Below are 22,153 nucleotides of genomic sequence, written 5' to 3'. Positions count from 1 at the left end.
GCTCCGCCTACCCGGCGGGCGCGGCCGGGTCACCAGACCTCTCACCGCCGAACACTCACCGCGTTCCCCCCAACCGTCCCCCAAGTGGAGGTGAACAACATGCCACTGCTTTCGCGCCACCGGCGCAGAAGCCTGGCACTCGGCCTGTCCGTTGCACTGGCCGCCGGAGTGGTCGCCGTACAGGCGAGCAACCCGGCGATGGCGGCGCAGACCATCGGCTTCCCCACGTTCAGCGGCCCGGCCATCCCGGCCCCGCCGGTGGCCTACACCAGCGGCAACATGATGCAGGCCATCTACAACGCGGAGTCGGGCGGCACCGACTTCTGGATGGACCGGCTGCTGGCCCGGCCCGGCAACGACCCGGCCGGCACCTGGCTGATGACCCGCGGGCGTGCGCTGTACATGAAGACGCACACCCCGGGCACGCTCGGCTTCGCCGGCCAGGCCGCCTACTGGGAGAGCATCAACAACGGCAACGCGTACACCGTCGCGGTCACCCCCGGCACGTTCACCGAGCAGGTGAACTCGCGTTGGCAGGCGCCCAGCCACTGGAAGAGCGTGCACACCAGCGGCTCGATCACGATCAACCAGACGAAGTTCATCACCGACAACAACGTCGCCGTGACGAACCTGTCGATCACCAACGGCGGCAGCAGCTCCACTACGCTGCAGCTGCGGGCCACCTCGCCGTTCGCCACCTCGGGCAGCGGCAGCGAGCTGACCGGCCAGGTCAACGCGTACAACAACCTGACCACGCTGTATCCGCGGCTGACCGGTGACGGGTTCACCGTCTCCAGCGGCGGGCTCAACCGCTCGGTGACCATCGCGGCGGGCGCCACCGTGACCGCCAAGGTCGTCATGGGCTTCGTCGCCAACGAGATCCCGGCGTCGCTGAGCGAGTACAACGCTTACGCCGGCTACAGCAACGCGACCGCGTTCGCGACGCACGTGCGGGCGTACAACCTGTGGTGGGCACAGAACCTGCCCTACATCGACGTCGCCGAGCCGGCGATCAAGAAGAACATCTACTACCGCTGGTGGCTGATGCGCTTCAACAACCTCGACGCCGACATCCCGGGGCAGACGTTCCAGTTCCCGACGTCCACCGAGGGTGTGCTGGGCTACAACAACGCCATCGTGCTGACCCAGCCCATGCACATCGACGACCTGAAGTACCTGCGCAACCCGATCTACGCGTTCGGCAACGTGCTGTCGACCGGGCAGGTCTCCAAGGGCGGGCGCTTCCTGGACAACCCGGGCGACCCGGAGAACTGGTCCAACAGCTACACCCAGTACATCGGCGAGGCGGCGTGGAAGGCCTACCAGATCTACGGCGGCCAGCCGGCGATCGCGGGCAACATCGCCAAGTACAGCGAGGGTGACGTCAAGGGCCAGCTGGCCTTCTACGACACCAACAACAACGGGCTCATCGAGTACGACTGGGGCGCGCTGACCGGTAACGACGCCGACGCGGTGTCGTTCCACTACCGCTCGGGCCGGATGGACCGCGCGGAGTCGGCCTACCAGTACTCGGGGGCGCTGGCGGCGGCGCAGGCCTACGACGCTATCGGCAACACGACCAAGGCCGCCGAGATGCGCACACTGGCCACGCGGATCCAGAACGCGATCACCGGCGTGCTGTGGAACTCCAGCCGGCAGCTGTTCGAGCACCGGTACCCCGACGGGACCTTCAACCCGTGGAAGGAGATCAACAACTACTACCCGTTCGCGGTCGGCGCGATCCCGAACACCGACACCTACAAGCAGGCGCTGCGGCTGTACGACAGCCCGCAGCAGTACCCGATCTTCCCGTTCTACACGGCCAACCAGGTGGACAAGGCGGCCGCGGCCGCGCAGGGCCAGCCCGGCTCGAACAACTTCTCCACCATCAACTCCACGGTGCAGTTCCGGCTCTACTCCTCGGTGCTGCGCAACTACCCGAACTCGTGGATGACCGCGCAGGACTACAAGAAGCTGCTGTACTGGAACGCCTGGGCGCAGTACCCCAGCGGCAACACCCAGTACCCGGACGCCAACGAGTTCTGGGCCGACTGGAACGGCAGCTCGATCCAGTACCGCTCCTGGATCCACCACAACATCCTCGGCTCGTCCAACTGGACCGTGATCGAGGACGTGGCGGGCCTGCGGCCGCGCAACGACAACAAGGTGGAGCTGTCACCGATCAACATCGGCTGGACCCACTTCGCGATCAACAACCTGCGCTACCGCAACGCCGACCTGTCGATCGTCTGGGACGACCCGGCCGACGGCGTGGTCCGCTACACCGGCATCCCGCAGGGCTACTCCATCTTCATCAACGGCAACCGCGTCGCCACCGTCAACAGCCTCGTCCCGTTCACCTGGGACCCGGCCACGGGCGCGGTCACCACCAGCGGCACCGTCGCCTTCAACACCGCGGTCTCGGGCCTGCAGGCCCCGACCCAGGTGGTGCACAGCGAGGCCCGGATGACCGACATCATGGCCAAGGCCGGCGTCGACCTGACCGCCAACCTCACCAACCTGGCGGCCATGGGCACGGCCAGCGCCTCCTTCACCGGCTCGGGCACCAACCTGGCCGGGGCCCGGGACGGCTTCCCGATCAACGAGCCCTACTGGGGCGCGGGCGGCTCGTCCAACAGCCAGGACTGGTACGAGGTCAACTTCGGTTCGCCGCAGACCTTCAACGAGGTCCGGCTGTACTTCAAGGACAGCCGCCCGGCCAGCAGCACCTACCGGGCTCCGTCGGCGTACGACATCCAGTACTACAACGGCAGCGCCTGGGTGACCGTGTCCAGCCAGGTCAAGAGCCCGTCGGCGCCGCGTGCCAACTACAACGTGGCCACCTTCACAGCGGTCAACGCGCAGCGGGTACGCGTGCTGGCGACCAACGCCTCCGGCGCGAAGACCGGTCTCACCGAGATCAAGATCTTCAACCGGGGCGGTGTCCAGCCGCCGGACCCGCCGGTGTCGACCAACCTGGCCCTGTCGGGCAGCGCGGTCTGCTCCTACACGTCCTCGTGGGAGGCCTGCTCGGCGATCCACAACGGTGACGAGCCGACCAGCTCCAACTACGGCGGCACCAACCAGGGCAACCGCTGGGGCACCTGGCCGGAGACCGGCACCCAGTGGGCCGAGGTCCAGTGGTCGTCGGCCCAGTCGGTGAAGCAGGCCCAGGTCTACTTCTTCGACGACGAGCAGGGCATCGACATGCCGTCGACCTGGAAGCTCCAGTACTGGAACGGCAGCGCCTACGTCGACGTGCCCGGCGCGAGCACGTACACCCTCACCAAGAACGCCTACAACACGATCAACTTCACCTCGGTGAGCACCACGAGACTCCGCGTCTCCCTCACCGCCACCGGCACGGCCTCACTAGGCCTCCTGGAGGTCAAGGCCTTCGCCTGATGAACAAGGAAGGGCACCTTCACATCGCTCCGCGATGTAGAAGGTGCCCTTCCCATCATTCAGACCGGGTTTCAGCTGGTCGGGCTGGGTGCGGGGGTCGGCGGCGGCGTGGTCGGCAGGTTGAGGCCCGCGTACACCTGGTTGAGGACCGTCGGCAGCAGGACGTTGGCCGTCGTGCGGCTGGCCGGGTCGAGGGTCAGGTTCGTCCAGATCACCATCGTCACGTCGTTGGCCAGGTCATGGCCCATGAACGAGTTGAAGCCCGGCATCTCGCCGCCGTGGAAGTGCAGCGCCACGTTCGGCGCGATCCGCTGGTACGCGATGCCGTACCCGTACTGCTGCCCACTGGCCCCGGCGGCCGGGTCCTCGGCCTGGAAGCTGCCCAGCCACTGCCGCTGCATGTCCGTGTTGAAGACCTTGCCGGTGGCCAGTGACTTGATCCAGGTGGCGATGTCCTCGGCGGTGGAGATCGCTCCGCCCGCGGCGGCCGCGTACGACGGGTTCTGGTTCGTGTAGTCGATCGGCGCCAGCGTCCCGTCCCGCATGGCTGCCTGCATCTCCGCGGAATACGGCTCGTCGGTCATCGCGTAGGCCGAGCCGCCGTAGAGGTAACCGTGCGAGCCGGGGGCCGGGATCGTGTTGTCCTCGGGCGCGGGCAGCGACGTCTGGTCCAGCCCCAGCGGGCCGTACAGCCGCTCCTGGAACTGCCCGCCCAGCGGGCCGCCGCCGACCTTCTCCGCGACCAGTCCGAGCAGGATGAAGTTGGTGTTGTTGTACTCGTACTCCGTGCCCGGCGCGGCGTTCGGCGGGTGCCGGAACGCGATGTCCAGCACTTCCTGCGGCGTCCACACCTTCGCCGGATCGGCGTCCATGGTCGCGGACAGCTCCGGCGCGTCCGTGTAGTTGTACAGGCCGCTGCGCATCCTCAGCAGCTGCTCGATGGTGATGTTCTCCCCGTTGGGCACGTCCGGGACGTGCGCCGAGATCGGGTCGCTGAGCTTGAGCTTGCCGTCCTGGGCCAGGAGCAGGATCGTCGCGGAGGTCATGGTCTTGGTGTTCGAGCCGATCCGGAAGTGCGTGCTGGTCGCGGGCGGCGTCTGCGTGCCCCGCTGGAGGGTGCCGGACAGCACGGTGTTGACACCCTGCGGCGTGCAGACCAGCACCACCGCTCCGGGGACGAGCATCTGCTTGACGGCGGTGTCCACGGCGGCCTGCAGGGACGCCTGGTCGATCTGCTTCAGCACGGATCCCCCCGGTGACGGTGCGGCCCCTGCGACGGGCGGTGCGCAGGCCTGCGTGACGGGGGCGGTTGACGCTGGTGTGCCGGGCGACGCGACCGCAGCCGACCAGCTCACGGCCAGCATCGCCGCGCATGCCAGGCGAGCGCCCGGGGCCGGTGACCATGGTGTGCCGCGCCGATGGCGCAGATCCGTTCCGCTGACCGCCCGAGAACGCCTCAACATCGCCATCACGGCCTTCGTCGTGGACTCCGTGCCGGAAACGCCGCTTGTGCCGGACCGTCGACGGCACCGAACCCGTCCATCGTAATTCCCGACACGGGCTCGTTTCGCCTGGTCACGGCATTCGTGGACCGCAGTTGCCGGAGCCGGCCGGTAAATCCGTCGAGCCTGCCGCCGGGCGGTGGGAGCATGGCCCGATGCAGATCGACGGCGATGCGCGCGGGCGAATGGTCGCGCCGAAGAATCTCATGATCAGCGAGTACCAGTTCGAAGTGCGCAGCTGCAGTCCGAGGACCCTGGCCGAACCGCTGTTCCTGCGGCGGGGCGAGGCGATGTGGACCTACGACGACGGCCTGGTGGTCGAGCGCCTCGACGGCAGGGTCACCCGGCACCCGAGCGGCGGACGCCGTCGGCGGTGAGAAGTCGGCGTCCGCGCACAGAAGTGGCGCGGTTCAGCCGTCCCGGCGGTGTCCGGCGGCCTGCCGTTTGTGCTCGTGGCACAGCGCGGCCGTCGGCTGGCCGCAGTTGCCGCACCAGGTGAGGGGCACCTCGTCGGCGGGCACGGTGGGTCTGCGCCGCCGGGCCGACCACAGGCCGGTGAGGAAGCCGACGGCCAGGCCCGCGATCGCTGCGGCGAGCGTGTCCAGCCCCGACATGGTCCGTCCTCCGTTCGCGGTGGCGGCGCCGGGACGGGTGAAGCACTGGTCATGGGCGTCGCGGCACCGGGTCCGTGCCGGGGTGCGCGCTGCGGGCGCGTACTCCGGCCCTGCCTTCGACAGTATTGAGGTTCACCGTTGTGGGTGGCACCATTTGGCACCACGGGCTCTAATCTGGAGTCAGCGCCACTCGCCTACCTCGTAGGACACGCGATGAAGTCACCCGAACGCCCGTCACCCGAACCGATCGGCGACAAGATCAGGCGGCTGCGTGAGATCCGCGGCTACTCCGTGCGGCACGCGGCCGCCCTGGCCGGGATCTCGCACACCCAGTGGGGGCGGATCGAGAAGGGGCAGCGCAGCGCCGACAACCGCTTCCAGCTCGCGGACATCGCACAGGCGCTCAAGGTCTCGCTCTCCGATCTGACCGGGGCGGCCGGACTGGTGGCGGGGGACTACGCGCACACCCGCACCGCCGTCGCGCAGACCATGCAGGCCGTCATCGAGGCCGACCTCGAAGACCCGCCGCTGGCCGAACCGGTGCCGCTCGACCTGCTCACCCAGCGGCTCGAACTCGCGCAGAGCCTCCGCTTCAAGTGCGACTACACCGGTGCCTCGTCCGTGCTGCCCGAGCTGCTGAAGGGCCTGCACGCCGCGTCGTTCGGCGCGGACCGGGTGGGCGCGCTGCGGGGCCTGGTGCTGGCGCAGGAGACGGCGTCGTTCGTGGTGCGGTACCTCGGCGACCCGGCCGGCGCGGTCATGATCGCCGACCGGAGCCGCCAGGCCGCGGCCGCGCTCGGCGATCCCGTGATCATGGGCCTGTCCGCGTGGACGCAGGCGCACGCCGCCGCCGGCTGCGGCCTGTACTCGCGCGCCCAGCGCATCGCCGACCGGGCCGTCGCCGACCTGGAGCAGGCCGCGGGCCTGCCGGACGCGCGGGAGATGCTCGGGCAGTTGCTGATGGTGGCCGCGTTCACTCGGTACGCGCAGGGCGATGTCGGTGGGTCCGTCAGTGCCGTTGCCGAGGCCGAGCGGCTGGCCGAGCTGACCGGGCAGAGCGCGGCGCTGGGCCTGAACTTCGGCCCGACGAACATCAGGTTCTGGCAGGTCAACATGGACGCCGACGGCGCGGACCCGGGACGTGCCGTGGAGATCGCCAGGTACGTGAACCCGAACGACGTGCCGGTCGTGTCCCGGCAGGCCGGGTTCCACATCGACGTGGCGCGGGCACTGGCCAACATCGGGCAGGACCAGGCGGCCATCCGGCAGTTCCTGATCGCCGAGCGCGTCGCGCCGCAGCGGGTGCGCATGTCGCCGATCGTGCAGGAGACCGCGCGCGGCATGCTGGAGCGGGCGCGCCGCGGCACCGGCTGGGTGGAGCTGCGGGGTTTCTGCGAGCGGGTCGGCGTCGGCCTGTGACGGCACCGCGGATCACCGTCGTGTACGCGAGCGAGCAGCCGCCCGCCGGCTGGCAGGCGTCGGTGTTCGTCGCGGGCCCGATGCCCCGCGATCCCGACCTGCCGTCGTGGCGGCCGGAAGCCCTGCGGCTGATCGAGGAGCAGTGGTCGGCCGGCGGGCCGATGGTGGTGTTCGTGCCGGAGCCGCGCGACCGCCACCATCCGCCGGTCGACTACGCGCACCAGCTCTGGGAGGACCGGTGGATGTCGGTCGTCGACGCGATCCTGTTCTGGGTTCCGCGCGAGATGCCCGGCACGCCCGGCCTGACCACCAACGTCGAGTTCGGCCGGTACGAGGGCAGCGGCCGGGTGGCGCTGGGCATGCCCCCGCACGCGCACAGCGTCCGCTACCTGCGGCACTTCGCCGAGCTGCACGAAGCTCCGGTGGCGGACACGCTGCCGCAGACCGTCTCCGCCACGCTCGGTCTGGTGGGGCGCGGGGCCTGGCGTGAGGCGGGCACCCGGGACGTGCCGCTGCTGGTCTGGCGTACGCACGCCTTCCAGACCTGGTGGACCGCCCTGCGGTCGCGTGGCGAGCGGCTGCTCGGGGCACGGGTGCGGTGGACCTCGGGTGTCGCCGCGGCCTCGTGGGTGCTCGACGCGACGGTCGCGGATCCCGCCGACCGCGTCGAGTCGCAGCGCGTGATGTGCCTGGACGGCTCGGGCGCGGTGACGGCGGTGCTGGCGAACAGCTCGCCGATCCCGGAGCGCCGCCGGGCCACTCAGGCGATGCTGCGCGAGGCGGGTTACCTCGTCACGGGCGAGGGCGTACAGAGGATTCGGGAGCAGGCACAAGCCCTGGAGGCTCTGCGAGAAGACCGTGCGTGACCTGCCGCGGCGCGACGAGCGCGTGCCGAAATGACTATCTGCCGGACAGAGAGTGACTGGACAGTTACCGTTTGGGCATAATGTCCCACTTTGGCGGTTGCTGTTCTCTGTGAGGCGCACCATGCACGTATCCCGGCTTCGTCCCCTGCTGATCACCTGCGTCCTGCTGGCCGGCGGGTGCACCGCGGCCTTCAACGCCGACTCGCGAGCCACGTCCCGCACGGTCATGCCGAGCGAGCTGACCACCGTCGTGGCGGGGGCCACCGGCGCGGAACTCGCGGTCCACGCCAGCCGATCATTGTTCGGCCAGGCCCCGGCCGTCGTACTGGTCGGCGAGCAGGACGCGCCGAGCCTGGCGCAGGCCGGTTCCGTCGCGGTCGAACTCGGGGTGCCGGTGCTGCTCACCGCGGCGACCGACACCACGGCGGCCGCGGTGCGCGAGGAGCTGGGACGGCTCGCGCCCGAGACCCTGATCCCGATCGGCGACGCGGCCACCGGCTGGGCCAAGGACAACGCGGCCAAGGGCCAGGAGGTCAAGCCGTACCAGGGCGGCGGTCTGCCCCGGCTCGGCGCCGTGGCCCCGCTGGACCAGCTCGTCGTGCTGACCCTCGACCGGGCTGATGCCGCGGCCGCGACGGCCACCGCGAAGGCGAGCCGCGCGCAGGTGCTGGTGCTCAAGGACCCCGACCCGCGCGCCGACGACGAGGTCATCAAGGCGCTCACGGGTCGACCGACCGCCCGCGTGATGGCCCTTGGCGGCGCGTTCGGGCCCGCCGAGCGGCTGCGCAACCGGATCGCCACGGCCGCCACCGGCACGCTGCTGCCGGGCGGACGCCAGGTGGTGTTCCCGAACCGCCGCCTGATCGCCCTCTACGGCCACCCCGGCGACTCCGGTCTCGGCTCGCTCGGCGAGCAGGGCGTCGAAGCCGCCGTAAAGCGCGCCCGCAAGGTCGCCGCGCAGTATGCCGAAATCGACAAGGGCCTGGTGGTGCCCGCCTTCGAGATCATCACCACGGTGGCTTCCAGCGACCCGGGGCCCGATGGCGACTTCTCGAACGAGTCGACGGTCGAGCACCTGCGCCCCTGGGTGGAGGCGGCCCGCACGGCGGGCATCTACGTGCTGCTCGACCTCCAGCCCGGCCGGACCGACTTCCTCACCCAGGCCAAGCGGTACGAGGAACTGCTGGTGCAGCCGCACGTCGGCCTGGCGCTGGACCCGGAATGGCGGCTCGCCCCGCACCAGCGGCACATGGTGCAGATCGGCTCGGTCGGCGCCAACGAGATCAACAAGACGGCGGCCTGGCTCGCCGAGCTGACCCGCAGCCGGCAGCTCCCGCAGAAGATCCTGATGCTGCACCAGTTCCGCACCGACATGATCACGGGCCGGACGGGCATCGACACCAACCTCGACGAGCTGGCCGTGGTGATCCACGCCGACGGCTTCGGCTCGGCCAGCGAGAAGATGGCGACCTGGGACAACGTACGCGCCGAAGCGCCGAACCAGGTCTGGTGGGGCTGGAAGAACTTCTACGACGAGGACAAGCCGACGTTCTCGCCGAAGGAGACCATCGCGGTCGAGCCGTCCCCGGTGTTCGTCTCGTACCAGTGAGACCAGCTCACGTGGCCGTCATCGGATACCCGATGGCGGCCACGTCGTCGTGCAGGTCGGAAAGGGCCGTCGTCGGGTTCAGCGACCGTACGAGCGCGTCCGTCAGCGGCCGGTGCGCGATCACCTGCCCGACGGCGGCCGGGTCCACCTCGATCTCGTAGTAGTCCTCGGCGAACGCCACATACCTGTCGACGATGTCGTCCAGCAGGATCGCGAGCATGCCGGCGCCGTCAACGGAGTCGTCAGGCGGGAAGACGATGCCCTCACCCGCGTGCCAGCGCTCGTCGTCGGCCAGCCGCCACAGCACAGCGGTCGCGCGGAGATGGCCCTTCCCGTCGCTGAAAGCGGGCTCCGCCACCTGTGGGCCGAATATTTCGGGCAGTCCGTCGAGCAACCCTGGCCACAGTTCGCGGCCCCGTTCGCGGAAGGGAGACATGGGGGACTCGTGGTTGAACACGCGGATGAACACGCCGTCGGAGGTGAACACGATGGACCACTCGTCACCGCTGCCGTTGCTCATCAGCGCGGCCTCGGCGTCGCCCCAGTCACGCGTGTAGACGTAGTACGGATCCGTGTCGAAGACGCGCTCCAGCACGGCGAGTGCTTGACATCGACCGCGCAGCACGTCGATGGCGGGCAGCGCGGCGGCTATGTCGTAGACGTTCACCGGACGACCCTAATCCAGACGCTCCTGCGGAGGCGGCCGGTCAGTTCCAGTTGGTCGCGGTGCAGGTCGTGATCTCGCAGTCCTCGCAGAGGTACAGCGTGCGCCAGCCGTGGCCGTACTCGCGGAGGTAGTTCTGCACCGTGACCACATGGAACATCAGACGGTCGCACGAGCGGCAGTGCGGGTTCGGATAGAGGCCTATCGCGGGCCCGCCCGCCGTGCCGAAGACACCCGGCGTCGACAGGATGTGCCAGTTGGCGTAGACCAGGTCGGCGTCGTACGGCCGGAGCAGGACCGTGCCGAGGCCGCGCCCGCCGTCGTTGTCGACGACGTCGTCCTCGCCGCCCGGCTCGTCGGATGTGAGGACCTCGTCGTGCCACCGGCCGTCGTCGCCGACAGCCGCGGACAGCGTCCAGCCCAGGGAGCCGCGCGGGCTCGCCAGGTGAACCTGCTCGGCTGGCCAGCGCGGCATCCCGGGGATCTCGGCGATGCGCAGTGACAGGTAGTGCCAGGCCACCGGGGTCGCATCCGGATCGCGTACGACCCGGGCGAGCGGCAGCCCGACGGGGTGGTCCGCGGTGAGCAGCTCCGCGGGATCGGACGCCGGGCGCAGGTGCACGGCCCGCCGGTGTGCGGAGAACCGGCGCTGCGCGGGACCGGTGGGCGGGGTCCAGACGCCGCAGTCTTCGAACTCCTGCCGGTCCGCGCCGCCGCGCACCAGCTCGGCGATCGCGGCGTGCGCGGCCTCGGTGCCGATCGCGGCCAGCGCCCACGCCTCCCGGTACGACCCGCGTTCCCGCAGCCGCCCCACCAGGTGTTCGACGCAGGCGTCGGGCGCCCCGTCGAGCAGGATGCACATGTCGTCGAAGCCGATCTCGAACCCGTCGAAGAGCCGGGTGACGACCTCTTCCTGATGGGGGCGGAACAGCTCCGGGCACACGCCCGCCACGTACGCGAACTCCTCGCCAAGGCCTTCGCGCAGCCGGTCGTCGGTGGCCGCGCGGCCGAGCAGCTCCACCAGCGCGGTGACGTCGGCGGCCGTGTTCGCGGAGGAGGAAGCACCGCTGTGGCTGGTCTCGATCGGCATCCGCGGACTGTACCGAACGGTCCCGACGTCATCCGGCCGCCGTCGAACTGATCACGTGGCGAGAGCGAACGGCCGGTCCCGGGCAGCGACGCGAGCATCAGGTCCCGCCGCGCGGAGCACCACGTCCAGGACGCGGTCGGGGTCGGCGGCGTAACCGGTGCTGAACCAGGCCATGTTCGCCTCCACGACGGCCCAGTGCTCCTCGCCGCGGTCGGCGTCACTGGCCAGCCCGACGTCCACGACGACGGCGCTGGGCAGGCTGTCCGCATGGGCGTCGAGCAGGTCCTCGGCGAAGTCGAGCACGGCGTCGCGGTGCCGACAGGCGTCGAGCGGGGCGGGGTCGAGGCGGCCGCCGGTGGCGTACCGGCTGGCGGCGTGCACGGCCCCGTCGAGGACGAACAGCCGGTATTCGACGAGGAACGTCACGATGTCGCTGACCAGCACCGGGGTGTCGGCGGGCAGGCGCTCGTCGCCGGGCAGGCGGGAGCCGTCGGCGTACACGGCGGCGGGCAGGTGCTTGTCTCGCGGCGGCTTGACGAACATCGGCGTACGCGACCAGCGCGCTTCGCCGAGCGTGGTCAGGGTGATGTCGCGGCGGGTGTACTCGTACGGCAGCCGCGTCAGCCAGGCGTCGTCGGGCTCCAGCAGGGCCAGGCCGAGGTCCGGCGCGACCGCGCCGGCGAAGACGGGTCCGCCGTACAGGTGCGCGCCCGTGCTCTGGCGCAGCCGGTCGGGCACCACCGGTCCGGGCAGCTGCTCCACGGCCAGGCCACGCCGCCGGGCCGCCGCGGCGAGCAGCTCGGCGGTGCTGTCGGGGCGCGGGGGCAGCACCAGGAAGTCGGTGTCGGGGCGGGCAGTGGTCATGACCGACGATTATGGCGACCCGCCCCACCGCCGTCGTCCTGTTATCCGTGGACGACCCGGCGGGGCGAGGTGCCCGGCCGTCAGCCCTGACCGCCGAAGACGAACCCGAAGCGGCGCAGGACGTCCTCGGTGCTCGGCGACCGGCCGGTGTCGGTCGTGATCGAGACCGTCAGCTGCCGTGAGGCGTCCCGGGTGTGGAAAGAGAAGGTGTCGAAGCCGAAGAAGCCACCGTGCTTGCCCCAGACGGCCGGGCCGTCCGGCAGGTGGACCCGGACGAGACCGAGGCCGCTGTCCGTTCCGGGTGTCGTCCACGGTGTCGGAGTGAGCATCTGCTCCAGCTCGGCGGGCCCGAGCAGCTCGCCGCGCAGCAGAGCGGCGAAGAACCGGTTGACGTCGTGCGCCGTCGAGACGATGCCGCCGGAGGCCCACGCCGTGGAACGGTCGAAGACGCTGACGTCGACCGGCCCGTCCGGGCCGGGCAGGTAGCCGTGTGCGTGCGGCCGGGGCAGGCCCGGGTCGTCGTCGCGGACGACGGTGCCGAACAGCCGCAGCGGCTCCAGGATGCGACGCTCGACGTGTTCGGCGTACGTGCCGCCGGTGGCCTGCTCGACGAGCATGCCCGCCAGCACGTAGCCGGTGTTGTTGTACGCGACGGCGGAGCCCGGCGGGAACTGCGCGCCACGCTGCTCGACGAGGGCGACGGTGTCCTCGGGCCGGATCCGCAGACTCCGCCGCGACAGCACCACCTCGACGTCCAGCCTGCCGTCCACGGCCCAGGCGTCGGTGTAGTTGTACAACCCCGCCGTGTGCATGAGCAGTTGCCGGACGGTGATCGCCGCGCCGTCGCCGAGCAGACCGGGCAGCCACCGGTCGACAGTGTCGTCGAGGGACAACCGGCCGTCTCCCACCAGTTGCAGCACCGCGGCGGCCGTAAACGTCTTGGTGACGCTGCCGATCCGGAAGTGGCCGGACGGGTCGACCGGTGCGCCGGTTCCCCGTGCGGAGACTCCGCTCGCCATCGTGTACGAGCCGGTGCCGGCGTGCACCTCGGCGAGCGCGCCCACCGCGCCGGCGACCACCAGCGCGTCCAGGGCCTCCCGCAGCCGGGGTGCGGTCACAGTCGGGCCTGCCTGCGCGCCAATGCCGCACCGGTGGCGACCAGGATCGCCGTGACGGCGGCTGGGGCCAGGATCCAGATCATCCTGCTCTCGTTGCCCTGGTGGCTGGGCAGGTACTGCTGGCCCAGCGCCGAGAGAGTGATCGGCAGCGGAAGCACGGCCGCCGCCAGCGCCGCCCGCGCGTCCACGAACGACCACGCCAGCGCGCCCAGGCAGACGGCCACCAGCGCGAACGGCTGCATGCCGAGTGAGCCGTCGAACGACGTCGGCAGCAGGACGACCGACAGCGGCACGGCGAGCAGCCACCACAGGGGGTTCCCGGGCACGGCGGGCCGTCGGCGCAGCAGCGGCACCATCAGCACGATGCCCAGCGGCAGCGGCCAGAACTGGTAATCCGCCAGCCGGTCCTCCAGGAAGTACCAGCTCGCCTCCGCCCATCCAGTGGTGTTCCGGCTGTCCGGGCGGACCGTCGTGACGTAGAAGTGCAGCTGTGGGCCGATCTGCGCCCACAGCTCGCAGACCAGCGCCGCCCCGGCGACCGCGGTGGCCCGCCCGTAGCGGCCCCGGGCGGCCAGCAGCAGGGCCGGCACTCCGAGGACGGTCGCGCCGACGAACCCGAGTTCCGACTCCAGCCGCAGCCCGTGGCCCAGCAGGTCGGAGAAGACGACCCGGCCGCCCCGGGCCACGGACACCGCCGCGCCGTAGGCGAGCAGCAGCAGCGCGGCCACCCGTACCGCCGACAGCAAGGCCTGCCCGACCGGCAGGCCCGCTGCTGTGCCCACCCGTGCACGCAGCGCACCGAGCACGAGCGCGCCTGTCTCGCGCAGCGGAGGCCGCCCCTGCCCGGCCTCCGCCGCGTCCATGAGCGTGCCGAGCATTTCCGCGCCGCGGTGGTCCCGGTATGCCTTCGGGTACAGCCGCAGCAGCCGCTCGTAGCGGCTCGTCGTCTCCGCGCTCACGCCGGCACCGCCCCGGGGCCTATGGCCGGTGCCGTCTTCGGGACCCGCTCGGTGACGATCCGGGCTGCGTCGGCCAGCCGTGCCGCCTCCTCGCGCAGGGCGACCAGCCCGGCCTCGGTGAGCGTGTAGTAACGCCGGGCCCGGCCGTTGACGATCTGCTCGTCGGAGACCCGCACGAGCTGCTCGCCGGCCAGCCGGTCGAGTGCGGCGTACAGCGTGCCGGTGGCCAGGCGCACCTGCCCGCTCGACAGCTCGCCGGCACGTTTGATGATGGCGTAGCCGTGCAGCGGTTCGTCCTGCAGCGAAGCGAGGATGTAGTACGTGGGTTCGCGCATCCTCATAGGAGAGACAGTCACGAACGCAAGATATTCTGATGATCTACGTATGTAAAGAGGTGCTGGCGGGCCGGGCCGACGGCGTACCCCGACCCGCCAGGGAGCCCTGGTGTTCCGCAGGTCTCGACGCGCGGTCACGCGGCCGGTGTCGCGGACTTCGCCGGCGCCCAGGCCTGCCGGGCGAGCAACCCGACCACCGCGACCATGGCCAGGCCGTTGACCGCGTGCAGTCCGAAGACCAGCGGTCCGGCCGTGTCGCCGAGCGCGCGGGCGAGCTTCGCGATCACCACCTGGACCGCGGTCAGCCCGGCGACCGCGGCGGCCAGGCCGATGAGCCGTCCCGGCAGCCGGCCCAGTGCGCCGACGGCCGCCATCACCAGCGGCAGCAGGAAGATGACGTAGCCCAGCACGTGGTGGGGCCGGTAGGACGAGCCGTCGGGGTCGGCCGCGCCACTCGCGGCGAAGTAGAACTCCGCCACGACGACCAGCAGGAGCAGGGCGGCCAGTGCGGCGAACGCTTTTCGCATCGGATCTCTCCTCGAACTCGGTCGCATCCCGCAGTGGCCCGCTTGCCGAGCCCTTCGCGGATGCTGGATGGTGTCTCACCGACCCGACGACACACCAGCGGTGGATGTGAGGTGACGTGCCGGACCTCACAATCCGATGCGCCGCGGTGCCGTACCGCCCAGAGTGGACGTGATCAAGGGAGGCGACGGGACATGGGTGATCGGCCGGAGTCGGCAGGCGCACCGGGTGCGGAACTGGACGCGGTCATGGCCGAGCGGCGTCAGCTGATCAATCTGGCGTACCGGCTGCTCGGCTCGCTGGCCGAAGCCGAAGACGCGGTGCAGGAGACGTACGCCCGCTGGTATGCCCTGTCCGACGAGCAGCGGCAGGCCGTCGAGTCGCCCGGGGCGTGGCTGACGAAGGTCGCCGGCCGGATCTGCCTGGACGTGCTCGGTTCGGCGCGGGCTCGCCGGGAGCGCTACGTCGGCGAGTGGATCCCCGAGCCGCTGCCCGGCCGCGGGACCACCGGCGATCCGGCCGACCGGGTCACCCTCGACGAGTCGGTCAGCATGGCCTTCCTCGTCGTGCTCGAGGCGATGACCCCGGCGGAGCGGGTCGCGTTCATCCTGCACGACGTGTTCTGCCACTCCTTCGCCGAAGTCGCCGAGATCGTCGGCCGCACCCCGGCGGCCTGCCGCAAGCTGGCCTCCTCCGCGCGCGCCCGGGTCCGCGCGTCCCGGGCCTCGGCGGCTCCGGCCACCGAGCACGCCGCCCTGGTCAAGGACTTCAAGCAGGCCTGGGAGAGCAAGGACATCCAGGCCCTGATCGCCCTGCTCGACCCCGCCGTCACGGCGATCGCCGACGGCGGCGGCCGGATCAGCACGGTGGTCCGGCCGGTCGAGGGGGCGGAGCACGTCGCCCGCTACGCGGTCGAGATCGCGGGCTGGATTCCCGGCCTGACGATCCTGGAGTGTACGGTCAACGGCCTGCCCGGCCTGGTGGCCCAGAGCAACGGCGTCACGGTGACGGTGATGGCCTTCCACGTCGCCGACGGCCGGATCGCCCGGATCTGGGGGGTGCGCAATCCCGACAAGCTCCGGTCGTGGACGGTGGCATCGCCGCCCTGACGCCGTGCATCATGGCGTGATGACCGACACGGGGGAGTCGTGGGGCGAGGCGGCCGACTGGTATCCGGACATCGTCGCGACAGGCGATACGCGCCGCGCGTGGCAGGACGAGTTCGACCGGCAGGGCCTGGCGCTGCGAGCGGAGCTTCGCGACGGTGGGAACCCTTATCGCAACGCGACCGTCTCGGCCGGTGAGTTGCGTGCGGAACTGCTGCTGAGCCCTTGGCAGCGGAGGTTCTGGCTCTTTCTGCGCGACGGCCGTCGGACCCTGCTGTCGGGGTACGCCGCGGACCTGGCGGAGGCGGCGGGCGCGGCGCGGCTGTGGCTCGACGGGGCACGGCCCGGCGAGGCGGCGGCGGCGTGGCCGTTCCTGGGTTCGGTGGCCCTCGCCGAGGCGCGCGAACGGGGCGACCACGGCGAGGCGACCTGGCTCTGGCTGTACGAGAACCACCGCGCCGATTCGATCGGCGTGCGGCTGCGTGCCTTCGTCGCGCTGGCGTTCCACGAGCCCCGGTTGCGCGCGTTGCGGCCGTACACCAGCCATTGGACGCTGTGTTTCAGCAGGACCGACCAGTGGCCGTACAGCCGGGACCTGCCTATGGTCGATCCGGTGGCGACCCCCGACCGGTACGTCGTGCGCTTTCGTGACGGCCGGGTCCACGACGAGACCGACGCCGCCGGCACGCTTCGGCTGGTGCTGGCCGAGCTGCCGGAGTGACCGCGGCTCGGCGGAATACGCCGCCTGCCGAGACTCGCCGCGCTCTTCGACGTCAGCGAATCACGGCGAGGTTGGCCATGTCGACCACCGGCCGGTAGCCCAGCGCGGTGTAGAGGCTGTTCGAGGCCGGGTTGGCCTGGTCGGTGTACAGGCACGCTCGCCCGCCCGCGGCCTGGATGCGCCGGGAGACCTCGGCGACGGTGTTGCCGGCCCAGCCGCGGCCGCGCTGCTCCGGCGGCGTGTACACGGGACCGATCCGGGCCACCCCGAACGACGGCGGATTCGCCCCGGTCAGGTGCACCGGCTCGCCGTCGGCGTCCAGCCAGAACCACAGGTCTCCGTCGCGCAGCCGGCGCAGCAGCTCGTGCCGCTCGGGCGCTTCGTGCGCACTGGCGCCGCGGGCGCGACCCGCCTGCTCGTCGGCGTCGCCCATGAACGCCTCGAACCACTCGGCGACCAGGTCCAGATCGTCCTCGCGGGCGGGAGCCAGCCTGCCGGGCACTGGCTTCGGCGGGACCAGGTCGCCGAGTTCGTACAGCCTGGTGTGGTGGCGGACCGCGACCCGGCCGTCGAGCAGCCGGGCGAGTTCGGCGGCGCACCGCTCGACGGCCGGCAGGGCGCCGTTGACGGCGAGCACCTCGTCGCCGCGTTCGACCAGCGTGCGGGCCAGTCCCACCGCCGCGGCATCGGGCATCGGCAGCAGGAACATCGGGTACGGCGCGCTGGTCGCGGTGCGCATCCCGGTCCCGACCACAGCGCCGGAGTCGTCGTGCACGACGAGCCACCAGTCGCGGTCGGGCGGTGCGATCCCGTCGGCCCGCTGCGACAGCTTCCGGTGGGCGTTCGTCGTCACGACGGTGTTGACGACCGGGTCGGCGGCGAGGTGCGCACCGGCTACGGCCATGAACTCGCCGGGATCGGTGAGGAACCGCAGCCGCAGCCCTGTGTCCGGGATGTCGATCATTTTCGAAGGCTAGCCAGCGGCGGGACACCCGGCAACGGAGTAACGCGCCTGGCCGCCGGTGTCCGAGCCGGGAAGTAGCATTCGACGGTCTGACCGGATCGGCGTGCGAGCCGGGCCTCGCGCGTCGGTCCGGGCCGAGTCGAAGGAGCTGACGTGATGGCGGGTCCCGCTGACGAGCACCGCAGTACCGCCGAGCAGTTCACCGAACGCGTGCGCGGCGTGGCCCCAGGCGACTGGGATCGTCCGGCGCCGTGCCCCGGCTGGCTCGCCCGTGACGTGGTGGGTCACCTGGTCGAGTGGTTTCCGGGCTTCCTCCGGGCGGGCACGGGGATCGAGCTGCCGAAGGGTCCTCCGGTCGCCCAGGACCCGGTCGCCGCCTGGACCGTCCACAGCGACGCGGTGCAGGCCCTGCTCGACGACCCCGCCACGGCGGACAAGGTCCTCACCAACCCGAACCTCGGCGTGCTGCCCCTGGACCAGGCGGTCTCGATGTTCTACACCACCGACGTCTTCCTGCACACGTGGGACCTGGCCAGGGCCACCGGGCAGGACGAGCGGCTGGACGCCGAGCGGTGCGCCGTGCTGCTGGAGGGGATGCTGCCGATGGACGCCGTACTGCGCACCAGCGGTCACTACGGCCCGAAGGTCGAGGTCCCCGACGACGCCGACCCGCAGACCCGCCTGCTCGCCTTCATCGGCCGCACCCCCTGACCTGGTCCGCGCGGTCGTCGAGGATCGCCGGTGGATTCGTACGGGTGTACTAAGATGTCGGCATGACCGGCTCGGCGACGATCCTGCACGCGGATCTCGACTCGTTCTACGCCTCGGTGGAGCAGCGGGACGAGCCGCGTCTGCGAGGCCGGCCGGTCATCGTCGGCGCCGGTGTGGTGCTGGCCGCCAGCTACGAGGCCAAGGCGTACGGCGTGCGCACCGCGATGGGCGTGCGGGCCGCGCTCGCCCGGTGCCCGAAGGCGATCGTCGTCCCGCCCCGCATGGCGGCGTACACCGAGGCCAGCCGGGCGGTGTTCGAGGTCTTCGACGACACCACGCCCATCGTCGAGCCGCTCTCCATCGACGAGGCGTTCCTCGACGTCGCGGGGCTGCACCGGATCGCCGGCACGCCCGTGGCGATCGCGGCCCGGCTGCGCCGCGACGTGCTCGACCGGGTCGGCCTGCCGATCACCGTGGGCGTGGCCCGCACCAAGTTCCTCGCCAAGGTCGCCAGCCGGGTCGCGAAACCGGACGGGCTGCTGGCCGTCGAGCCCGCCGACGAGCTGGCCTTCCTGCACCGGCTGCCGGTCGAGGTGCTGTGGGGCGTCGGCGCGGTCACCTCCGCGAAACTGCACCAGCGCGGTATCCGCACCGTCGGGCAGGTCGCCCGGCTCGGTGAAGCCGCGCTGGTGTCGATGCTCGGCCAGGGCGCGGGCCGACACCTGCATGCCCTGGCTCACAACCGCGACCCGCGACCCGTCGTCACCGGCCGCCGCCGCGCGTCGATGGGAGCCCAGCGCGCTCTCGGCCGCGGCCCGCACACGGTCGAGTTCCTGGAGGCCGCGCTCGCCGGGCTGGTGGAGCGGGTCACCCGCCGCATGCGCGGCGCGCAACGTCCCGGCCGCACCGTGGTGCTGCGGCTGCGGTTCGCCGATTACACCCGGGCGACCCGCTCGTCGACCATGCCGAAGGCGACGTCGCAGACCCAGGCGGTGCTCGACGCCGCCCGAGCCCTGCTCGCGACCGCTGCGCCGCTGGTCGCCGAGCGCGGCCTGACACTGATCGGCGTGTCGGTCGCCAACCTGGACAGCACCGGCCACATCCAGCCCGAGCTGCCCTTCGACGACCTGCCGCGCGACGCGCTGGACACCGCCGTCGACGCGGTGCGCCGCCGCTTCGGCACGACCTCCCTGCAACGCGGCACACTGCTGGGCACCGACACCGGCCTGGTCATGCCGATGCTGCCGGATTGAACCGCTACACGACCACGGTGTCGCCCAGCGGGATGCGGGTGTAGCCGATCCGCTCCTCGCCGCCCAGCCAGGCGTCGAACTGCCGCAGTCCGAGCTCGTTGAGCACACCGTCGTGGATCGGGAACGCGCGGCGCGGCCGCACCGCGCGGGCGAACCGGATCGCGTCGCCGATCTTCAGCCACGGCCCGGCCGCCGGGATCAGCAGGGTCTCGACCGGCTCGGACGGCACGAACAGCGAGTCGCCGGGGTGGTAGACGCCGTCGACGACGAAGCCGATGTTGGCGCAGCCGGGCAGGCCGTCGATGATCTCGGCATGCTCGCCGCCGACCGCCCGCACCGTGAACCCGGCCGCGGTGAAGACCTCCCCGGGCGAGACCGCCTGGACCCCGTCGCCCAGCTCAGCCGCCAGCCCGGGATGGGTGTGCACGGTCAGCTCCGGGTTGCGCTCGCGGGCCGCCCGGAGCAGGTCGACGTCGACGTGGTCGGCGTGCTCGTGGGTGACGAGCACCGCGGCGACGCCGTCGAACGACACCGGCTCGGAGTAGACGCCCGGGTCGATCACCAGGGCCCGGTCGCCGTCGTCGATGCGTACACAGGCGTGGCCGTACTTGGTCAGGCGCATGGTCAGAACCCCCGTTCGCCTGCGAGCGCAGCACGCAGAACTGGTTTGCCTCCGGGCCGGCGAGCACGGCGGACCCGTGCTGTACGCGTCGCGGTGGTTGGCGGCCATCGTAACGCCGAGATCCGAGGTCCGCTCGACTCCGGTGGCGCGGTGCGGGCGGGCCCCCGAGAAGACACTGGGCGGCTGAGGACCGCCCGTCATCCCGGCCGCGTTCATGCGCCGTTCGGTGGGGGTGCCGTGACGGGTTCGAGCAGTGCGGCGGTCGACTGTCGGCCGAAGTGCCTGGCCCAGTCGAGTGGAGTCGCGTCGAAGCGCCGATCGCGGAGGTCGGGGTCGGCACCCAGGTCCAGCAGCCGGCGGGTGAGCTCGACGTTCCCGTTCACCGCGCTGTGGTGCAGGGCCGTCTCCCACGCCTCTTCGACCGGGGCGTCGCCGCGCCCGTAGGCGTTCACGTCGAAGCCGAGCTCAGCGAGCAACGTGACCGTCTCGACGGGCGCCTTGGCCGCGGCCCAGACGATGAGCCCCGGGCGGCTGCGACGGGCTTGGGCCACGGCGTCGGGATACGCGGCGCGGACCCGGTCCAGGGTGGACCGGTCGGCGCGGAACGCCGCGGCGATCAGGTCGCGTACCGGGTCGGGGCCGAGCGACGCGCCACGCGCGAGGAGATAGTCGGCGATCTCGGTGTCGCCGTAGACCTGGGCCAGCTCGACCGGCGTCCGGCCGTCGCCGGGACTCCACGAGGGCCCGTCGCCCTCGAACGGTGAGCGGAAGTCGACGCCGTGCTCGACCAGCAGCCGGACCCGGGCGGGCTGGTGGTGCTCGACCGCCCAGCGTAGCTGGACGCGCAACATCTGCGCGGGCGTGGCCAGGTCCGGGATCCGTTTCTTCCACCGGCCGCCGTCGCCGGTGCCGAGCCCGTACTCGAACAGCAGCTCCAGGTGCGAGTCGTCGGGCTCGAACATCCGGTTGTACAGGGTCTGGGCATCGTTGGGGTCGGCACCCGCGTCGAGTAGCAGTCGGCCCAACGTCCGCCAATGCGGGTGGCGGGGCTGGCGCCGCCGGCCCAGCTCGCCGTGGCCGAACACCCCCGTCAGCAAAGTGAAGGGTGACGGTAGAGCGTCGAAGAGGTAGCCCTCGTTGGCGTCGGCACCGGCGTCGAGCAGCCGTCGGGCGACTGCCAGCACACGCTCGGCCGGCACGGCTGGGTCGAATCGCGAGTAGACGAGGTAGTACAGCGGCCGCCACCGGAACGGGCCGCCCCGCTCGACCACCCGCCTCGGCTGCTCGGTGAGCAGCCGGTCGACGTGGTCCGGGCGGGCAGCCGCGGCGGCGGCCCAGATGTCGCCCGTGGTCAACTCGGGATGCTGAACCAGAAGCTGCCGGGCCTGCGCCCAGCGCTCCGGCCCGTCCTCGCGGCTGTACGTCAGGCAGGCGAGGCGGCAGAACTCCTCCGCCGGGTCGCTCGCCGGTGCGGCACCGAGCGCGGTGTCCCAGCCGTGATCGGCCACGGTTTGCAGGTATCGCGCGAGCCGAGGCCAGCTGGAGAACCCGTATTCGCGGGCTACGACGAATTGTGCCGCGCTGAGCTGCAAGCCGCCGGCGTCGGGCGCGCCACCCGGATGGTGGCGGGCCAGCCGCGCGACGGCATCGGGGTCGCCGGCCCGAACGGCCCGCTGCAGGGCACGGGCCTGCCGACGAAAGCTTTCGAGGTGCGGACGGTCGGGCATGTCCAGGATCGGCACCATGGCCTCCTCTCGTCTGCCTGATGTCCGCTTGGTCAGGTCGAAAGGAGAGCACTCGTGACAC

At 71.4% G+C, this 22,153-nt stretch carries 21 protein-coding genes; 9 read left to right on the top strand and 12 right to left on the bottom strand.

The window, feature by feature from the left end:
• The first annotated feature begins 99 nt into the window (after positions 1-99).
• The gene (locus AB0B66_RS24375; RefSeq protein ID WP_360534107.1) at positions 100-3,405 is read left to right on the top strand and encodes a discoidin domain-containing protein; all 3,306 of its coding nucleotides are present in this window, start codon (positions 100-102) and stop codon (positions 3,403-3,405) included.
• Between the two features lie 71 nt (positions 3,406-3,476).
• On the opposite strand, the gene AB0B66_RS24370 is transcribed toward AB0B66_RS24375, so the two are convergent.
• Positions 3,477-4,649, bottom strand: coding sequence for a serine hydrolase domain-containing protein (locus AB0B66_RS24370; RefSeq protein WP_360534104.1), 1,173 nt, complete (start codon positions 4,647-4,649; stop codon positions 3,477-3,479).
• A 413-nt stretch (positions 4,650-5,062) separates the two neighbouring features.
• Between AB0B66_RS24370 and AB0B66_RS24365 the strand changes: the two genes are divergently transcribed.
• Positions 5,063-5,284 carry a hypothetical protein gene (locus AB0B66_RS24365; RefSeq protein WP_360534101.1) on the top strand — a complete coding sequence of 74 codons (222 nt, stop codon included), beginning with the start codon at positions 5,063-5,065 and terminating at the stop codon, positions 5,282-5,284.
• 33 nt (positions 5,285-5,317) lie between these two features.
• Here AB0B66_RS24365 and AB0B66_RS24360 read toward each other — a convergent pair whose 3' ends face one another.
• Positions 5,318-5,521: a hypothetical protein gene (locus tag AB0B66_RS24360; RefSeq protein WP_360534098.1), complete on the bottom strand. Its 204-nt coding sequence runs from the start codon at positions 5,519-5,521 to the stop codon at positions 5,318-5,320.
• Positions 5,522-5,734: 213 nt separating this feature from the next.
• On the opposite strand from AB0B66_RS24360, the gene AB0B66_RS24355 reads away from it, so the two are divergent.
• From AB0B66_RS24355 to AB0B66_RS24345, 3 genes are all read left to right on the top strand, one after another.
• Entirely contained in the window at positions 5,735-6,940 is a 1,206-nt protein-coding gene (locus AB0B66_RS24355) for a helix-turn-helix transcriptional regulator (protein ID WP_360534095.1), read from the top strand.
• Positions 6,937-7,806, top strand: coding sequence for a hypothetical protein (locus AB0B66_RS24350; protein ID WP_360534092.1), 870 nt, complete (start codon positions 6,937-6,939; stop codon positions 7,804-7,806). Before AB0B66_RS24355 ends, AB0B66_RS24350 begins: the two co-directional genes overlap by 4 nt.
• A 121-nt stretch (positions 7,807-7,927) precedes the next feature.
• Positions 7,928-9,415, top strand: a complete 1,488-nt coding sequence (locus tag AB0B66_RS24345; protein ID WP_360534089.1) for a hypothetical protein — start codon at positions 7,928-7,930, stop codon at positions 9,413-9,415.
• A 7-nt stretch (positions 9,416-9,422) separates the two neighbouring features.
• On the opposite strand, the gene AB0B66_RS24340 is transcribed toward AB0B66_RS24345, so the two are convergent.
• The 7 genes from AB0B66_RS24340 to AB0B66_RS24310 all read right to left on the bottom strand — a co-directional run bounded on the left by AB0B66_RS24340 (position 9,423) and on the right by AB0B66_RS24310 (position 14,972).
• Entirely contained in the window at positions 9,423-10,082 is a 660-nt protein-coding gene (locus AB0B66_RS24340) for a hypothetical protein (protein WP_360534086.1), read from the bottom strand.
• Positions 10,083-10,122: 40 nt separating this feature from the next.
• The gene (locus AB0B66_RS24335) at positions 10,123-11,169 is read right to left on the bottom strand and encodes a hypothetical protein (RefSeq protein ID WP_360534083.1); all 1,047 of its coding nucleotides are present in this window, start codon (positions 11,167-11,169) and stop codon (positions 10,123-10,125) included.
• Positions 11,170-11,220: 51 nt separating this feature from the next.
• The gene (locus AB0B66_RS24330) at positions 11,221-12,033 is read right to left on the bottom strand and encodes an ATP-grasp domain-containing protein (protein WP_360534080.1); all 813 of its coding nucleotides are present in this window, start codon (positions 12,031-12,033) and stop codon (positions 11,221-11,223) included.
• An 80-nt stretch (positions 12,034-12,113) separates the two neighbouring features.
• Positions 12,114-13,151, bottom strand: coding sequence for a serine hydrolase domain-containing protein (locus AB0B66_RS24325; protein ID WP_360534077.1), 1,038 nt, complete (start codon positions 13,149-13,151; stop codon positions 12,114-12,116).
• The gene (locus AB0B66_RS24320; protein WP_360534074.1) at positions 13,148-14,110 is read right to left on the bottom strand and encodes a hypothetical protein; all 963 of its coding nucleotides are present in this window, start codon (positions 14,108-14,110) and stop codon (positions 13,148-13,150) included. Before AB0B66_RS24320 ends, AB0B66_RS24325 begins: the two co-directional genes overlap by 4 nt.
• Positions 14,107-14,445 carry a PadR family transcriptional regulator gene (locus AB0B66_RS24315; RefSeq protein ID WP_360534071.1) on the bottom strand — a complete coding sequence of 113 codons (339 nt, stop codon included), beginning with the start codon at positions 14,443-14,445 and terminating at the stop codon, positions 14,107-14,109. Before AB0B66_RS24315 ends, AB0B66_RS24320 begins: the two co-directional genes overlap by 4 nt.
• A gap of 134 nt (positions 14,446-14,579) precedes the next feature.
• Positions 14,580-14,972: a DUF6220 domain-containing protein gene (locus tag AB0B66_RS24310; protein WP_360534068.1), complete on the bottom strand. Its 393-nt coding sequence runs from the start codon at positions 14,970-14,972 to the stop codon at positions 14,580-14,582.
• 192 nt (positions 14,973-15,164) lie between these two features.
• Here AB0B66_RS24310 and sigJ point away from each other — a divergent pair, with 192 nt between their 5' ends.
• Both sigJ and AB0B66_RS24300 read left to right on the top strand, forming a co-directional pair.
• Positions 15,165-16,079 carry an RNA polymerase sigma factor SigJ gene (gene sigJ, locus AB0B66_RS24305; protein ID WP_360534065.1) on the top strand — a complete coding sequence of 305 codons (915 nt, stop codon included), beginning with the start codon at positions 15,165-15,167 and terminating at the stop codon, positions 16,077-16,079.
• Positions 16,080-16,098: 19 nt separating this feature from the next.
• On the top strand, positions 16,099-16,797 hold the full coding sequence (locus AB0B66_RS24300) for a DUF6193 family natural product biosynthesis protein (RefSeq protein ID WP_360534062.1): 699 nt from the start codon (positions 16,099-16,101) through the stop codon (positions 16,795-16,797).
• 52 nt (positions 16,798-16,849) lie between these two features.
• On the opposite strand, the gene AB0B66_RS24295 is transcribed toward AB0B66_RS24300, so the two are convergent.
• Entirely contained in the window at positions 16,850-17,761 is a 912-nt protein-coding gene (locus AB0B66_RS24295) for a GNAT family N-acetyltransferase (protein ID WP_360534059.1), read from the bottom strand.
• Positions 17,762-17,917: 156 nt separating this feature from the next.
• On the opposite strand from AB0B66_RS24295, the gene AB0B66_RS24290 reads away from it, so the two are divergent.
• Complete coding sequence (locus tag AB0B66_RS24290) at positions 17,918-18,472, top strand: TIGR03086 family metal-binding protein (protein ID WP_360534056.1); 555 nt, start codon at positions 17,918-17,920, stop codon at positions 18,470-18,472.
• Positions 18,473-18,534: 62 nt separating this feature from the next.
• On the top strand, positions 18,535-19,725 hold the full coding sequence (gene dinB / locus AB0B66_RS24285; RefSeq protein ID WP_360534053.1) for a DNA polymerase IV: 1,191 nt from the start codon (positions 18,535-18,537) through the stop codon (positions 19,723-19,725).
• A gap of 4 nt (positions 19,726-19,729) precedes the next feature.
• Here the strand turns inward: dinB and AB0B66_RS24280 are convergent, their stop codons facing one another.
• Positions 19,730-20,347, bottom strand: coding sequence for an MBL fold metallo-hydrolase (locus AB0B66_RS24280; RefSeq protein ID WP_360534050.1), 618 nt, complete (start codon positions 20,345-20,347; stop codon positions 19,730-19,732).
• Positions 20,348-20,559: 212 nt separating this feature from the next.
• Entirely contained in the window at positions 20,560-22,089 is a 1,530-nt protein-coding gene (locus tag AB0B66_RS24275) for an ankyrin repeat domain-containing protein (RefSeq protein ID WP_360534047.1), read from the bottom strand.
• Positions 22,090-22,153 lie beyond the last annotated feature (64 nt).

It is taken from the genome of Catellatospora sp. NPDC049111 (assembly GCF_040648615.1).
GTDB lineage: Bacteria > Actinomycetota > Actinomycetes > Mycobacteriales > Micromonosporaceae > Catellatospora > Catellatospora aurea.
This window is presented reverse-complemented; position numbering and strand designations above follow the sequence as displayed.